Genomic DNA, 17,074 nt, shown 5'->3' with positions numbered 1-17,074 from the left:
CGCTTTGCGCGGCCACGCCGGTGTTGCCTGCCAGGTCGGTGTAGGTGGCCAGCACCTTGACCACATTGGTGGTGTCTTCGATGGCTGCAGTCGGCGTGAGGGTGGCGGTCCAGGTGAGGCCGCCGTCGGCGGTGGCCAGGCTGCTGAGCACGGCGTTGTCGGCGCTCAGGTCGGCCAGGTCAAAAGTGCTGACTTTTTCGGAGAAGGTGAGGGTGACTTTTGCGGTCTCGCCTTGCTTGAGGGCGGATTTGTCCAGCACGATGCTTTGCACCGTGGGGGCGGTCGTGTCCACGCTGTAGGCGTGGCCCACTGTGGTCATGCCGCTGTTGCCTGCGGCATCCATGCCGCTCACGCGCACATCCACGCTGTGGTCGGCATCGCTGATCAAATCGGCGGTGAGCACTTCGATGCTGTAGTTGCCAAAAGCATCGACGGTGCCGCTGTAGGTTTGGCCGTTCAGCCCCAGCGTGACGATGTCGCCTGCCTGGGTCAGCGTGCTTTGGCCCGACAGCGTGGTGTGGGTGCTGGCTGCATCCATTGGGCCCAGGGCCTCGTCACCCGTGATGGGGCTCATGCTCACCGTGGGGGTGGCTGCTGTGGTGTCGAGCGTGAAACTCATCGCGCTGGAGGTGGCCACATTGCCTGCGGCGTCGGTGGCGCGCACTTGCACGGTGTTGGCGCCTTCGGTGGCGGCAAACGTGGTGGTCCAAGTTGTGCCGTTGCTGCTGTATTCGAGCACGCTGCCCGCTTCGGCGCTCACGCTGAGCGTGCCGTCGCGGCTGATCTTGTCGGTGGCATTGCTGCCGCTGTCGCACACCAGGCTGAGTGTGGGCGTGGCGATGCTGCCGTCCACCACCAGTGCCAGGGTTTGGGCGCTGCTCACATTGCCTGCGGCGTCGCTGGCGGTGATGGACACGTTGCCACTGCTGAGGGCCAGGGTGGGCGTGACGCTCCAGCTGCCGTTGGCTGCCACGGTGGCGCTGAGCACTTCCCCGGTGCCGGGCATCGTGACCTGAATTGTGTTGCCTGCGGTGCCGGTGCCACTGATCGTGGGCGTGCTGTCGTTGGTGATCAAGTCGGCGGTGCTGCCGCTGTTGCTGGCGTCGTCGAGTTTGGCGCTGAACGCGGCCACTTGCGTGTTCAAGCTGAAGCTCAAGGGCGCAGAGCTGGCCACATTGCCCGCCGCGTCGGTGGCGCGCACGGTGACGGTGTTGGCGCCTTCGACGGCGGCGAAGGTCGTGGCCCAAGACGTGTCGTTGGTGCTGTATTCGAGGGTGGTACCGGCTTCGGCGTTCACGCTGATGGCGCCATTGCGGGTGATGGCGTCGGTGGCGCTGGCGCCGCTGTCGCACACCAGGCTGAGCGTGGGCGCGGCGATGGTTTTGTCGAGCGTGAAGCCCAGGCTGCTCGCGGCGCCTGCATTGCCTGCGGCATCGATGGCCCGTACTTTGATGGTGTTGTTGCCCTCGGCCGCTGCAAAGGTGCTGGCCCAGCTGCTGCCGTCGGTGCTGTATTGCAAGGTGGCGCCCGCCTCGGCCGTGACGCTGAGGGCGCCATTGCTGCTGATGAGGTCGGTGGCGTTGGCGCCGCTGTCGCAGGTCAGGGTGACGACCGGTGCGCCAGGCGCGGTGGTGTCCAGGGTAAAGCTGTAGTCGGCTGTGGCGCCCACATTGCCAGCGGCGTCGGTGATGCGGATCTTGACGGCGTTGTTGCCTTCAGCCGCCACAAAGGTGGTCGCCCAGAGGACGCCGTTGGTGCTGTATTCGATGAGGCCCCCAGCTTCAGGGCTGGTCAGGCTCAGGGTGCCGTTGTTGCTGACTTTGTCGGTGGCTGCGCCTGTGGCTGTGCCGCTGTCGCAGAACAGGCCCACCGTGGGTGCAACTGGGGCGCTGCTGTCGAGCGTGAAGCTCAGGCTGCTGCTGCTGCTGGTGCTGACGTTGCCCGCCGCGTCGGTGACGCGCGCCATGACGGTGTTGGCGCCTTCAGCCGCTGCAAAGGTGCTGGCCCAGGTGGTTCCGTTGGTGCTGAATTCGAGCGTGGCACCGGCTTCAGCGACCACGTTGATGGTGCCCTTGCCGCTGAGTTTGTCGGTGGCGTTGCTGCCGCTGTCGCAGACCAGGGTAAGCACAGGCGCTGTGGGAGCCGTGCTGTCGAGCGTGAAGCTGAAGTCTTGCGTGCGCTGGTTGCCAGCGGCATCGCTCACGCGGACCTTGACGCTGTTGACGCCTTCGCTGGCGGCATAGGTGCTGGCCCAGACGGTGCCGTTGCTGCTGTATTCAACCGCAGCGCCAGCTTCGGCGCCAGTGACCACCAGCGCCGGGGCTTTGCTGATGCTGTCAGCGCCAGAAGCGCCGCTGTCCGACACCAAGGCCACAGTGAAGGCGGGCGTTTGGGTGTCGAGGGTGAAGCTCAAAGGCGCGGAGGCGGCCACATTGCCCGCAGCGTCGGTGGCGCGCACTTGCACCGTGTTGGTGCCTTCAACGGCTGCAAAGGTGCTCGTCCAAGCGGTGCCGTTGCTGCTGTATTCGAGCGTGCTGCCACTGTCGACGCTCACGCTGAGCGTGCCGTCGCGGCTGATCTTGTCGGTGGCGCTTGCGCCGCTGTCGCACACCAGGCTGAGCGTGGGCGTGGCGATGCTGTTGTCCACCAGCAGAGCCAGGGTCTGGGCGCTGCTCACATTACCAGCGGCGTCGCTGGCGGTGATGGACACGTTGCCGCTGACGATGGCCAGGGTGGGCGTGACGCTCCAGCTGCCGTTGGCGGCCACGGTCGCACTGAGCACTTCCAGTGTGCCGGGCATGGTGACGTGAATCGTGTCACCTGTTGTGCCGGTGCCACTGATCGTGGGCGTGCTGTCGCTGGTGAGCAAGTCGGCGGTGCTGCCGCTGTTGCTGGTGTCGTCGAGCTTGGCGGTGAAGCCGGGGGCTTGCGTGTCGATGGCGTAAGTGGCTGTGGCGCCACTGCCGGTGTTGCCGGATTCGTCGGTGTAGCTGTTGGCCAGCGTCAGGGTGCTGCTGGCCGCCGTGGTTTGATCGGCAGGCGTGAAGGTGGCGGTCCAGCTCAGGCCGTCGGCGCTGGCGGTGAATGCGCCCAAGCTGCCGTTGGGTGCGGTGACGTCAGATTGGCTGAAGCCCAGCACTTTTTCACTGAAGGTGATGGTGACGGTGGCCGTTTCACCCATTTTTAAGGCGCTGTCGCTGAGCGCGATGGTGGCGCTTGGCGCTTTCAGGTCCATCACGTAATTGGCACTCTGCGCGCTGGCACCCTGATTGCCCGCCACATCGGTGTAGCTGTTGAGCAGGCTCACGGTGTTGGTGGCATCGGCCACGCCGGGTGTGGGCGTGAAGGTGCCCACCCAGGTCTTGCCGCCGTCGGTGCTGCTCAGGGCGCTGAGCGTGCCGTTGTCCACCGTCACGTCGCTGTTGTCAAAGCCGGTGACTTTTTCACTGAAAGTGATGGTCACTTGCGCCGTGTCGGCGGCCAGGAAGTTGCTCTTGCTCAGGGCAATGGTGGCTGTCGGGCCTTGCGTGTCCACGGCGTAGTTGCTGCTGGCGACCACGCCCCCGGCGTTGCCAGCCAGGTCGCTGTAGCCTGCGGCGTTGACGCTCAGGGTGTTGGTGGCGTCTTCCACATTGGCAGCGGCGGTGAAGGTGCCCACCCAGGTCTTGCCCCCATCGCTGCTGGACAAGGGGCTGAGGCTGCCGCTTTCCACGGTGACATCGGCGTTGCTGAAGTCCTTGACGGCCTCGCTGAAGCTCAAGGTGACGGTGGCGCTTTGGCCTGCGGTGAAGCTGCTGACGGCGGCGCCATTGCTGCCTGTGAGGGTCAGCGTGGCGCTGGGCAGCTGGGTGTCGATTTGGTAATTGCCGCTGGTGCCCGCCTCGCCGGGGTTGCCCAGGGCGTCGGTGTAAGAGGCGGCCAGCGTGATGACGTTGGCGGCCGAGGCGATGTTGGCTGTGGGGGTGTAGGTCGCCGTCCAGGTCTTGCCGCCATCGGCACTCGTCAGGGTGCCCAGGCTGCCGTTGGCGACCGTCACATCGCTGTTGCCAAAGCCTTGCACGGGCTCGTTGAAGCTGATGGTGACCGTGGTGCTGTCGCCTGCTTTGAGGTTTTCATTGGCCAGCTTGATGATGGCCGCAGGCGCCAGGGTGTCCAGGGCGTAGTTGCTGCTTTGCGCGGCAGCGCCGGTGTTGCCCGCCAGGTCGGTGTAGGTGGCCAGCACCTTGACCACGTTGGTGGCGTCTTCGATGGAAGCCGTGGGCGTGAGCTTGGCGCTCCAGCTCAGGCCGCCATCGGCAGTGCTCAAGTTGCTCAGCACGCCGTTGTCGGCGCTCAGATCGCTCAGGTCAAAGGCGGTGACTTTTTCCGAGAAGGTGAGGGTCACGCTGGCCGTCTCACCGAGCTTGAGGCTGCTCTTGTCCAGCACGATGCTTTGCACCGTGGGGGCTGTGGCGTCCACGCTGTAGCTGCGCGAGGCGGAGGCCGTGGCGCTGTTGCCCGCAGCATCGGTGGCCAGCAGCTGGGCGCTGAGCTTGAAGTCCGAGTCGGCGCTCAGATCGGCAGTGGCCACATCGATGCTGTATTCGCCCACCACGTCCACGGTGCCGCTGTACGTGGTGCCATTGAGCACCAGGGTGATGACATCGCCTGGGCGTGCGCCGGTGCTGGTGCCACTGATTTTGGTGGTGGTGCTGGCTGCATCCACCGGCCCCACGGCATCGTCGCCCGTGATCGGGTTGATGCTGAGTGTGGGCGCGGGTGCCGTGGTGTCCAGGGTGAAGCCCAAAGAGCTGGTGGCGCTGACGTTGCCTGCGGCGTCCATCTGGCGCACGCGCAAGGTGTTGAGGCCTTCGGAGGCGGCAAAGGTGGTGGCCCAGGTGCTGCCATCGGTGCTGTACTGCACGGTGGTGTCGGCGTCCTGGCCGGTGACCGTCACATCGCCTGTGCGGGTGATCTTGTCGCTGCTGCTGGTGCCGCTGTCGCAGACCAGGGCCAGGCTGAGGTTGCCGGGCAAGCTGGTGTCGATTTGCAGGCTCAGGGTTTGGGCGGCGCTGGTGTTGCCCACGGCGTCGGTGGCGACCACGCTGACGGTGCCCGAGGTGATGGCCTGGGTGGCTGTGGCGCGCCAGGTGCCGTCTGCGGCGACGGTGGCAGACACCACTTCACCGGTGCCGGGCATCGTGACGCTCAGGGTGTCGCCGGGGTTGCCTGTGCCGCTCAGTGTGGGTGTGCTGTCGTTGGTGAGGGTATCGCCCAGACTGCCGCTGTTGCTGGCGTTGTCCAGTTGCACGGTGAAGCTGGGGGCCAGGGTGTCCAGGCTGTAGTTGGCGCTTTGCGCGGCCACGCCGGTGTTGCCTGCCAGGTCGGTGTAGGTGGCCAGCACCTTGACCACATTGGTGGTGTCTTCGATGGCGGCGGTCGGCGTGAGGGTGGCGGTCCAGGTGAGGCCGCCGTCGGCGGTGGCCAGGCTGCTGAGCACGGCGTTGTCGGCGCTCAGATCGGCCAGGTCAAAGGCGGTGACTTTTTCGGAGAAGGTGAGGGTGACTTTTGCGGTCTCGCCTTGCTTGAGGGCGGATTTGTCCAGCACGATGCTTTGCACCGTGGGGGCCAGGGCGTCCACCGAATACAGGTGCCCCACGGTGACTGTGCCTGTGTTGCCAGCCAAATCAACACCCGTCACCCGGGCGTCGATTTTGTGGTCTGCGTCGTCCAGCAGATCCTGTGTCGTCACTTCAATGCTGTAGTTGCCAAAGGCATCGACGGTGCCGCTGTAGGTGTTGCCGTTCAGCCCCAGTTTGACCAGATCGCCCGCCTGGGTCAGGGTCGTTGTGCCCGACAAGACCGTGGTCGCCTGGCTCGCATCCTGCGGCCCCAGGGCGTCGTCACCGGTGACTGCATTGACGCCCAGGGTCGGGGTGGCTGCGGTGGTGTCGAGTGTGAAATTCAGGGTGTTCGATGTGGCCACATTGCCCGCCCCATCGATGACGCGTGCGCGCACGTTGTTGGCGCCTTCGGCGGCGCTGTAGGTGCTGGTCCAGACCGTGCCGTCGGTGCTGAACTCGATGGTGACGCCCGCATCGACGTTGGCCAGTCCGAGGTTGCCGATTTGTGAAATTTTGTCGCTGGTGCTGCTGCCGGTGTCACACACCAGAGACAGCACGGGCGTGCTGATGTCTTTGTCGATCAGGATGCTGATGGACGCGCTGCTGCTGACGGCGCTGTTGGGTTCGGTGTAGACCACCTTGACCGTGCCCGAGGCAACGGGTTTGCCCGCTGTCACACTCCACATGCCGTTGACGTCCACCGTGGTCAAAAAGACTTCCGGGGCCGAGCCATCCAGCGGCGCGGGCATGGTGACTTCCACGGTAGCGCCATCCTTGCCGGAACCGCTGATGCACGGTGTGTCATCGTGGGTCAGGCTGTCGCTCAAGCTGCCGCTGTTGCTGGCGTTGTCCAGGCGCGCCGTGAAAGTGCCTGCACGCGTGTTGAGGTAGAAATTCAAGGCGTCCGATGTGGCCACATTGCCGGCGGCATCACTGGCGCGCACGTACACCACGTTGTTGCCTTCGGCGGCCGCAAAGGTGGTGCTCCAGCTCACGTTGTCGCGGCTGTAGAACAGCTGGGCATCACTGTCGGCATTCGCGACGCTGATCTCGCCCAGCGAGGTGATGTTGTCACCCACGATGCCGGTGTCGCACGCCAGCGTCACCACCGGCTTGCGGATGGATTTGTCGACCGTGAAATTCAAGCTGCTGACCGCACTCAGGTTGCCTGCGGCATCCACTGCACGCACCTTGACCGTGTTATTGCCCTCCCCGGCGGCAAAGGTGCTCGTCCAGCTGCTGCCATCGGTGCTGTATTCCAGTGCCAGTGCCGTGTCCGGCAAACTGACATTGAGCGTGCCGTTCTGGCTGATGTGGTCTGTGCCCAGCGCGCCGCTGTCGCAGACCAACGTGACCACCGGTGCGCCGGGTGCCGTGCTGTCGAGGGTGAAGCTGTAGTCAGCGATGGCGCCGATGTTGCCTGCAGCGTCGGTCACGCGGACTTTGACGGTGTTGTTGCCTTCCATGGCGCTGAAGGTGCTGGCCCACAACACACCGTTGGTGCTGTATTCGATCAGGCCACCGGCTTCGTTGCTGGACAGGCTCAAGGTGCCGTTGTTGCTGATCTTGTCGGTGCCAGCACCTGCTGATGTGCCGCTGTCGCAGAACAGGCCCACGGTGGGCGCTGCGGGTGCGGCTGTGTCCAGGGTGAAGTTCAGGCTGCTGGCCTGGCTGACGTTGCCCGCCTTGTCGATGACCCGCGCCATGACGTTGTTGGCGCCTTCAGCGGCGGCAAAGGTCGTGGACCAAGTGCTGCCGTTGGTGCTGTATTCGAGCGTGGCACCGGCTTCGGCGTTGACGGCGATGGCGCCGTTACCGCTGAGTTTGTCTGTGGCGCTGCTGCCGCTGTCGCTCACCAAGGTGATGACGGGCGCTGTGGGCGCCGTGCTGTCGAGCGTGAAGCTGAAGTCTTGTGTGCGTTGGTTGCCTGCGGCATCGCTCACGCGGACCTTGACGTTGTTCAGACCTTCTGTGGCGCTGTAGGTGCTGCCCCAGACGGTGCCGTTGGTGCTGTAGTCGATGACGGCGCCTGCTTCGGCACCGGTGACGACGAGGGCAGTCGTGTTGCTGATGCTGTCTGCGCTGCTGGAGCCGCTGTCGCAGACCAATGCCACGTTGAAGGCGGGCGTTTGTGTGTCGAGCGTGAAGCTCATGGCGCTGGAGGTGGCCGTGTTGCCTGCGGCATCGGTGGCGCGCACGGTGACGGTGTTGGCGCCTTCAATGGCTGCAAAGGTCGTGCCCCAAGTGCTGCCGTTGGTGCTGTATTCGAGGGTGCCGCCTGCGTCGGCGTTGGCGCTGATGGCGCCGTTGTTCGTGAGCTTGTCGGTGGCGCTGGTGCCGCTGTCGCTCACCAGGCTCAGCGTGGGGGTGCTGATGGTTTTGTCCACCACCAGGGCCAGGGTCTGGGGGGGGCTCACATTGCCTGCCGCATCGCTGGCGGTGATGCTGACCAGGCCGCTGCTCGCATCCAGGGTCGGCGTCACGCTCCAGCTGCCATTGGCCGCCACGGTGGTGCTCAGCACCTCGCCTGTGCCCGGCAGGGTCACACGGATCGTGTCACCGGCCGTGCCTGTGCCGCTGATCGTGGGCGTGGTGTCGTTGGTCAGCAAGTCGCTCAGGCTCGCACTGTTGCTGCTGTCGTCGAGCTTGGCGGTGAAAGTTGCCACTTGTGTGCTCAGCGTGAAAGTCAACGCGCTGGATGTGGCCGTGTTGCCTGCCGCATCGGTGGCGCGCACGGTGACGGTGTTGGCGCCTTCGACGGCTGCAAAGGTCGTGCCCCAAGTGCTGCCGTTGGTGCTGTATTCGAGCGTGCTGCCTGCGTCGGCGTTGGCGCTGATGGCGCCGTTGTTTGTGAGCTTGTCGGTGGCATTGGCGCCGCTGTCGCTCACCAGGCTCAGGGTGGGCGTGGTGATCGCTTTGTCGAGTGTGAAGCTCAGGCTGCTGGCGGGGCCTGCATTGCCTGCGGCGTCCATCACGCGCACCTTCACGGTGTTGTTGCCCTCAGCCGCTGCAAAGGTGCTGGCCCAGCTCGTGCCGTCGGTGCTGTACTGCAAAGTGGCGCCAGCCTCGGCTGTGACATTGAGCGCGCCATTGCTGCTGATCAGGTCGGTCGCGTTGGTGCCGCTGTCGCAGATCAGGCCAATGACCGGTGCGCCCGGGGCGGTGGTGTCGAGGGTGAAGCTGTAGTCGGCGGTGCTGCCCACATTGCCTGCCGCATCCGTCACGCGGACTTTGACGGTGTTGTTGCCTTCCATGGCGCTGAAGGTGCTGGCCCACAACACGCCGTTGGTGCTGTATTCGATCAGGCCACCGGCTTCGTTGCTCGACAGGCTCAAGGTGCCGTTGTGGGTGATCTTGTCGGTACCTGCACCTGCTGATGTGCCGCTGTCGCAGAACAAGCCCACGGTGGGGGCTGTGGGTGCCGCTGTGTCCAGGGTGAAGCCCAGACTGCTGGCTGCGCTGACGTTGCCTGCCTTGTCGATGACCCGCGCCATGACGTTGTTGGCGCCTTCAGCGGCTGCATAGGTCGTGGACCAAGTGCTGCCGTTGGTGCTGTATTCGAGCGTGGCACCGGCTTCTGCGTTCACGGCGATGGCGCCGTTGCGGCTGAGTTTGTCTGTGGCGCTGCTGCCGCTGTCGCTCACCAAGGTGATGACGGGCGCGGTGGGCGCCGTGCTGTCGAGCGTGAAGCTGAAGTCTTGTGTGCGTTGGTTGCCTGCGGCATCGCTCACGCGGACTTTGACGTTGTTGAGGCCTTCTGTGGCGGCGTAGGTGCTGCCCCAGACGGTGCCGTTGGTGCTGTAGTCGATGACGGCGCCTGCTTCGGCACCGGTGACGACGAGGGCAGTCGTGTTGCTGATGCTGTCTGCGCTGCTGGAGCCGCTGTCGCAGACCAATGCCACGTTGAAGGCGGGCGTTTGTGTGTCGAGCGTGAAGCTCATGGCGCTGGAGGTGGCCGTGTTGCCTGCTGCATCGGTGGCGCGCACGCTCACCGTGTTGGCGCCTTCGACGGCTGCAAATGTCGTGCCCCAAGTGCTGCCGTTGGTGCTGTATTCGAGCGTGCTGCCTGTGTCGGCGTTGGCGCTGATGGCGCCGTTGTTTGTGAGCTTGTCGGTGGCATTGGCGCCACTGTCGCTCACCAGGCTCAGGGTGGGCGTGGTGATGGTTTTGTCGAGTGTGAAGCTCAGGCTGCTGGCGGTGCCTGCATTGCCTGCGGCGTCCATCACGCGCACTTTCACGGTGTTGTTGCCTTCGGCTGCGGCAAAGGTGCTGGCCCAGCTGCTGCCGTCGGTGCTGTATTGCAGGGTGGCGCCGGGCTCTGTGCCGTTGACGCTGATGGCGCCCTGGCTGCTGACGCCATCGGTCGCGCTGCTGCCGCTGTCGCAGACCAGCGTGACCACCGGTGCGCCCGGCTCGGTGCTGTCGAGGGTGAAGCTGTAGTCACCGCTTGTGCCCACGTTGCCAGCGGCGTCGGTCACACGGACTTTGACGGTGTTGTTGCCTTCCATGGCGCTGAAGGTGCTGGCCCACAACACGCCATTGGTGCTGTATTCGATCAGGCCACCGGCTTCGTTGCTCGACAGGCTCAAGGTGCCGTTGTTCGTGATCTTGTCGGTACCTGCACCTGCTGATGTGCCGCTGTCGCAGAACAGGCCCACGGTGGGCGCTGTGGGTGCCGCTGTGTCCAGGGTGAAGTTCAGGCTGCTGGCCGCGCTGACGTTGCCCGCCTTGTCGATGACCCGCGCCATGACGTTGTTGGCGCCTTCAGCGGCTGCAAAGGTCGTTGTCCAAGTGCTGCCGTTGGTGCTGTATTCGAGCGTGGCACCGGCTTCGGCGTTCACGGCGATGGCGCCGTTGCCGCTGAGTTTGTCTGTGGCGCTGCTGCCGCTGTCGCTCACCAAGGTGATGACGGGCGCTGTGGGCGCCGTGCTGTCGAGCGTGAAGCTGAAGTCTTGTGTGCGCTGGTTGCCTGCGGCATCGCTCACGCGGACTTTGACGTTGTTCAGGCCTTCTGTGGCGGCGAAGGTGCTGCCCCAGACGGTGCCGTTGGTGCTGTAGTCGATGACGGCGCCTGCTTCGGCACCGGTGACGACGAGGGCAGTCGTGTTGCTGATGCTGTCTGCGCTGCTGGAGCCGCTGTCGCAGACCAATGCCACGTTGAAGGCGGGCGTTTGTGTGTCGAGCGTGAAGCTCATGGCGCTGGAGGTGGCCGTGTTGCCTGCTGCATCGGTGGCGCGCACGCTCACCGTGTTGGCGCCTTCGACGGCTGCAAAGGTCGTGCCCCAAGTGCTGCCGTTGGTGCTGTATTCGAGCGTGCTGCCTGCGTCGGCGTTGGCGCTGAGGGCGCCGTTGTTCGTGAGCTTGTCGGTCGTACTGGCGCCACTGTCGCTCACCAGGCTCAGGGTGGGCGTGGTGATGGTTTTGTCGAGTGTGAAGCTCAGGCTGCTGGCGGTGCCTGCATTGCCTGCGGCGTCCATCACGCGCACTTTCACGGTGTTGTTGCCCTCAGCCGCTGCAAAGGTGCTGGCCCAGCTCGTGCCGTCGGTGCTGTATTGCAAAGTGGCGCCGGGCTCTGTGCCGTTGACGCTGATGGCGCCCTGGCTGCTGACGCCATCGGTCGCGCTGCTGCCGCTGTCGCAGACCAGCGTGACCACCGGTGCGCCCGGCGCGGTGCTGTCGAGGGTGAAGCTGTAGTCACCGCTTGTGCCCACGTTGCCAGCGGCGTCGGTCACACGGACTTTGACGGTGTTATGGCCTTCTGCTGCCACAAACGTGCTCGTCCACAAGACACCATTGGTGCTGTATTCGATCAGGCCACCGGCTTCGTTGCTGGACAGGCTCAAGGTGCCGTTGTTGGTGATCTTGTCGGTGCCTGCACCTGCTGCTGTGCCGCTGTCGCAGAACAAGCCCACGGTGGGGGCTGTGGGGGCAGCTGTGTCCAGGGTGAAGCCCAGACTGCTGGCCTGGCTGACGTTGCCTGCCTTGTCGATGACCCGCGCCATGACGTTGTTGGCGCCTTCAGCGGCTGCATAGGTCGTGGACCAAGTGCTGCCGTTGGTGCTGTATTCGAGCGTGGCACCGGCTTCTGCGTTCACGGCGATGGCGCCGTTGCGGCTGAGTTTGTCTGTGGCGCTGCTGCCGCTGTCGCTCACCAAGGTGATGACGGGCGCGGTGGGCGCCGTGCTGTCGAGCGTGAAGCTGAAGTCTTGTGTGCGTTGGTTGCCTGCGGCATCGCTCACGCGGACTTTGACGTTGTTCAGGCCTTCTGTGGCGGCGTAGGTGCTGCCCCAGACGGTGCCGTTGGTGCTGTAGTCGATGACGGCGCCTGCTTCGGCACCGGTGACGACGAGGGCAGTCGTGTTGCTGATGCTGTCTGCGCTGCTGGAGCCGCTGTCGCAGACCAATGCCACGTTGAAGGCGGGCGTTTGTGTGTCGAGCGTGAAGCTCATGGCGCTGGAGGTGGCCGTGTTGCCCGCTGCATCGGTGGCGCGCACGCTCACCGTGTTGGCGCCTTCGACCGCACTGAAGGTCGTGGCCCAGCTGCTGCCATTGGTGCTGTATTCGAGCGTGCTGCCAGCGTCGGCGTTGGCGCTGAGGGCGCCGTTGTTTGTGAGCTTGTCGGTGGCATTGGCGCCGCTGTCGCTCACCAGGCTCAGCGTGGGGGTGGCGATGGTTTTGTCGAGCGTGAAGCTCAGACTGCTGACTTGGCCTGCATTGCCTGCGGCGTCCATCACGCGCACCTTCACGGTGTTGTTGCCCTCAGCCGCTGCAAAGGTGCTGGCCCAGCTCGTGCCGTCGGTGCTGTATTGCAAAGTGGCGCCGGGCTCTGTGCCGTTGACGCTGATGGCGCCCTGGCTGCTGACGCCATCGGTCGCGCTGCTGCCGCTGTCGCAGACCAGCGTGACCACCGGTGCGCCCGGCGCGGTGCTGTCGAGGGTGAAGCTGTAGTCACCGCTTGTGCCCACGTTGCCAGCGGCGTCGGTCACGCGGACTTTGACGGTGTTATTGCCTTCTGCTGCCACAAACGTGCTCGTCCACAAGACACCATTGGTGCTGTATTCGATCAGTCCACCGGCTTCGTTGCTGGACAGGCTCAAGGTGCCGTTGTTGCTGATCTTGTCGGTGCCTGCACCTGCTGATGTGCCGCTGTCGCAGAACAGGCCCACGGTGGGCGCTGTGGGTGCCGCTGTGTCCAGGGTGAAGCCCAGGCTGCTGGCTTGGCTCACGTTGCCCGCCTTGTCGATGACTCGTGCCATGACGTTGTTGGTGCCTTCGGCTGCGCTGAATGTGCTGCCCCAGGTGCTGCCGTTGGTGCTGTATTCGAGCGTGGCACCGGCTTCGGCGTTCACGGCGATGGTGCCGTTGCCGCTGAGTTTGTCTGTGGCGCTGCTGCCGCTGTCACTCACCAAGGTGATGACGGGCGCGGTGGGCGCCGTGCTGTCGAGCGTGAAGCTGAAGTCTTGTGTGCGCTGGTTGCCTGCGGCATCGCTCATGCGGACTTTGACGTTGTTCAGGCCTTCTGTGGCGGCGTAGGTGCTGCCCCAGACGGTGCCGTTGGTGCTGTAGTCGATGACGGCGCCTGCTTCGGCACCGGTGACGACGAGGGCAGTCGTGTTGCTGATGCTGTCTGCGCTGCTGGAGCCGCTGTCGCAGACCAATGCCACGTTGAAGGCGGGCGTTTGTGTGTCGAGCGTGAAGCTCATGGCGCTGGAGGTGGCCGTGTTGCCCGCTGCATCGGTGGCGCGCACGCTCACCGTGTTGGCGCCTTCGACCGCACTGAAGGTCGTGGCCCAGCTGCTGCCATTGGTGCTGTATTCGAGCGTGCTGCCAGCGTCGGCGTTGGCGCTGAGGGCGCCGTTGTTTGTGAGCTTGTCGGTGGCATTGGCGCCGCTGTCGCTCACCAGGCTCAGCGTGGGGGTGGCGATGGTTTTGTCGAGCGTGAAGCTCAGACTGCTGACTTGGCCTGCATTGCCTGCGGCATCCACGGCGCGCACTTTGACGGTGTTGGTGCCTTCGACCGCTGCAAAGGTGCTCGCCCAGTTGGTGCCGTCGGTGCTGTATTGCAGCGAAGCGCCCACCTCGGCGTTGACGCTGAGTGTGCCGTTGTTGCTGATCAGGTCGGTGGCACTGGCGCCGCTGTCGCAGGCCAAAGTGATGACCGGCGCTGTGGGCGCTGTGCTGTCGAGTGTGAAGCTGAAGTCTTGCGTGCGCTGGTTGCCTGCGGCATCGCTCACGCGCACTTTGACGTTGTTCAGGCCTTCTGTGGCGGCATAGGTGCTGGACCAGATGGTGCCCGTCGTGCTGTTGTTATTGCTGTATTCCACAGTGGCGCCGGACTCGGCGCCGGTGACGACCAGCGCCGGAGCTTTGCTGATCGTGTCTGACGACGATGCGCCGCTGTCACACACCAGGGCCACCGTGAAGGCTGGCGTTTGCGTGTCCATGGTGAAGCTCAGCACGCTGGATGTGGCTGTGTTGCCCGCCCCATCGGTGGCGCGCACGCTCACCGTGTTGGCGCCTTCGACGGCTGCAAAGCTTGTAGCCCAGGTGCTGCCATTGGTGCTGTATTGGAGCGAGGCACCGACTTCGGCATTGACGCTGAGGGCGCCGTTGCGGGTGATGGTATCGGTGGCGCTCGCACCGCTGTCACTCACGAGGCTCAGTGTGGGCGTGGCGATGGTTTTGTCGAGCGTGAAGCTCAGGCTGCTGACCTGACCCGCATTGCCTGCGGCATCCACGGCGCGCACCTTGACCGTGTTGGTGCCTTCGGCCGCTGCAAAGGTGCTCGCCCAGTTGGTGCCGTCGGTGCTGTATTGCAGCGAGGCGACCGCTTCGGCGTTGACGCTGAGTGCGCTCTTGTTGCTGATCAGGTCGGTGGCACTGGTGCCGCTGTCGCAGGCCAAAGCCACACTGGGGGCCACAGGCGCTGTGGTGTCCAGCGTGAAGCGGAATGCGCTGGTGGTCGCCACATTGCCGGCCACATCGGTGGCGCGCACGGTGACCCCATTGCTGCCCTCGACCGGCACAAAGGTGTTGGCCCAAATCAGCCCATTGGTGCTGTATTCGAGCGTGCTGCCCGCATCGCTCGTGACTTTGATCGCACCGAATGCGCTGATGTTGTCGGCGCTGCTGCTGCCACTGTCGCACACCAGGCTGAGCACCGGCGTGCTGATGCTCTTGTCAATGACCAAGGCCAGTGTTTGCTCGGGGCTGCTCAGTCCGGCTGCATTGGTGGCGATGACGCTCACGCTGCCACTGCTGAGCGCCCGCGTGGGCGTGACGCTCCAGGTGCCGTTGCTGGCCACCGTGGCTGTCAACACTTCGCCCGTGCTGGCGATGCTCACGCGGATCGTGTCGCCCGCGCTGCCCGTTCCGCTGAAGGAGGGCTTGTCATTGCTCGTGATGCCATCGCCCAGAGCACCGGTGTCGCTGGCCGTGCTCAGCCTGATCACGGGCGTTGCAGGCGGCACCGCAGGTGGCACGGCAGGCGCAGAGGGGTTGACGCTCATGGACATCAGGTTTTTCAGATCCCCACTGTCTTGGTTGAGGTTGCCCGCCACATCGGTGAAGCGTTCGCTGGCTACATACAACAAGGCGCTGCTGCTGCCTGTTGCGGGTGTGAACATGGCCGTGTAGTTTTTGCCACTGCCCTGAAACTGGCTCAAGCTGCCCCCCAAGACCGTGATGTCGGCCAGGCTGAAATCACTGCTGCTTTCGCTCAGCGTGAAAGTCACCGTCGTGGTTTCGCCCGCGCTCAGCATGGTTTTGATCGCAGCGATCGTCACCGTCGGCGCCAGCGTGTCCACCGTGATGGCCAAGGCCGTTGGCGCACTGCTCAAACCCGCCAGACTGGTCTCGATCACCGACAAATTGTTCTGCCCCGAGGGCAAGGCCGATGCGGGCGTGGCTTGCCAAGTGCCATTGGCCTGCACCACGGCCGTGGCCAGCACATGCCCCGCAGCATCTTTCACGGCGATGGTGTGACCGGGCGTGCCCGTACCGCTGAGCGTTGGCGTGCTGTCCTGCGTCACCTTGTCGCCCATCACGCCGCTGTCACTGGCCGCATTCAGGGTGACCACGGGCGCCTGCGGTGCCACGGGCGGCGGCGCCACATAGGCATTCACGCTGAATGGCAATGCGTTGTTTGTCTCGCCGCCATCCTGGTTGAAATTGCCAGCGGCATCGCTGAATCGCTCGCTGGTGACAAACACCAGGGCACTGGTGCTGCCCGCTGACGGGGTCAAGGTGGCCGTGTAATTTTTGCCACTGCCCTGGAACTGGCTCAAAGTGCCGCCCAAGACCGTGATGTCGGTCAAACTGAAATCCGTGCTGTCCTCGCTGAGCGTGAACACCACCGTCACCGACTCGTTGACCGCCAGCACCGATTTGCCTGCGCTGATGACGATGCTTGGCGCTGTGGTGTCCGATGCCGTCACGTTCGACGTGGATGTGGTGCCCGTGTTGGCGGAGGTGCTGCCGCTCGTACCCGTTCCTGTGCCCGTTCCTGTGCCGGTGCTCGTTCCTGTGCCAGTGCCTGTGTTGGTCGATGTGGTCGGCGTCACCACGGCGGGCTGCTGCGCGACATTGGTGCTGAACGACAACACATTGTCGATTTCACCGCCATCTTCATTGCTCAAGCCTGTTGCAGCACTGAAACGCTCACTGGTCACAAACACCAACGCACTCGTGCTGGCGGCGCTTGGAGTGAACGTTGCTGTGTAATTTTTGCCGCTGCCCTGGAAATTGCTCAGCGTGCCGCCCATGACGGTGATGTCATCCACGCCAAAGTCGCTGCTGTCTTCTGTCAGTGTGAAGCTGAGGCTGGCTGTTTGGCCCTTTTGCAATGACGATTTGTCGCTGCCCAGCACGATGCTTGGTGGCGTTGTGTCCTGAATGGCCAGTGCAGTAGCCGTCACGGTCGTGCTGCTGATGTCGCTGCTTGCCAGCGTCGGCAAAAGATTGGCGTTCAGAGCCAAGGGTGCACTGCGCTCTTGCAGGAGGGGCCAAACTGGCTCGGCGCTCAATGTTTCCAACAAGGCCTTATTGGGTTGAGCGGTCTGAACTGCCGTGACCAGCGCTGTATCCGCACGCAAAGCGCTCATGACTTCGCTCATGTGCTGACCTACATCCAGCCATTGCGCCATCAATACATTGGCTTTGTCGGCACCCAACTGAAGCAATGCGCCGTTCACTTCGGGGTGAGACATCAGCAAGTTGCTCACTTGGGCCGTCAAGGTAGTGACTGCCAAGGTCCACAAATCATGCACAGCTTGCTGTGGGTTGACCGGTCTTTGAACGATGAGCTGAAACAACTGCATGCTCAGCTCTTGCTTGATCGCCTCATCAACGCCTTTGTTTTGAGCTGCCTCTAACAAAGTGTGGGCTGCAGCCAAGTCTTCTCCCTGCAATGTCAGGGCTTGTGTTGCATAGGAGCCGGTGTGTAACACGTAGATGTTGTTGTCGATCGTCAT

1 protein-coding gene (only partly in view) is annotated in these 17,074 nt (G+C 64.2%); it reads right to left on the bottom strand.

Annotation, left to right across the window (positions count from 1 at the left end):
- Positions 1–17,074, bottom strand: partial view of an Ig-like domain-containing protein gene (locus B9Z51_RS16855; RefSeq protein WP_146187795.1) — the 5' portion only. 15,263 nt of this gene lie to the left of the window's left edge; 17,074 of the gene's 32,337 nt are visible here — the first part of the coding sequence; the start codon lies at positions 17,072–17,074; the stop codon falls past the left edge of the window.

Source organism: Limnohabitans sp. T6-5 (assembly GCF_003063315.1).
In the GTDB taxonomy this organism is placed as follows: domain Bacteria; phylum Pseudomonadota; class Gammaproteobacteria; order Burkholderiales; family Burkholderiaceae_C; genus Limnohabitans_A.
This window is presented reverse-complemented; position numbering and strand designations above follow the sequence as displayed.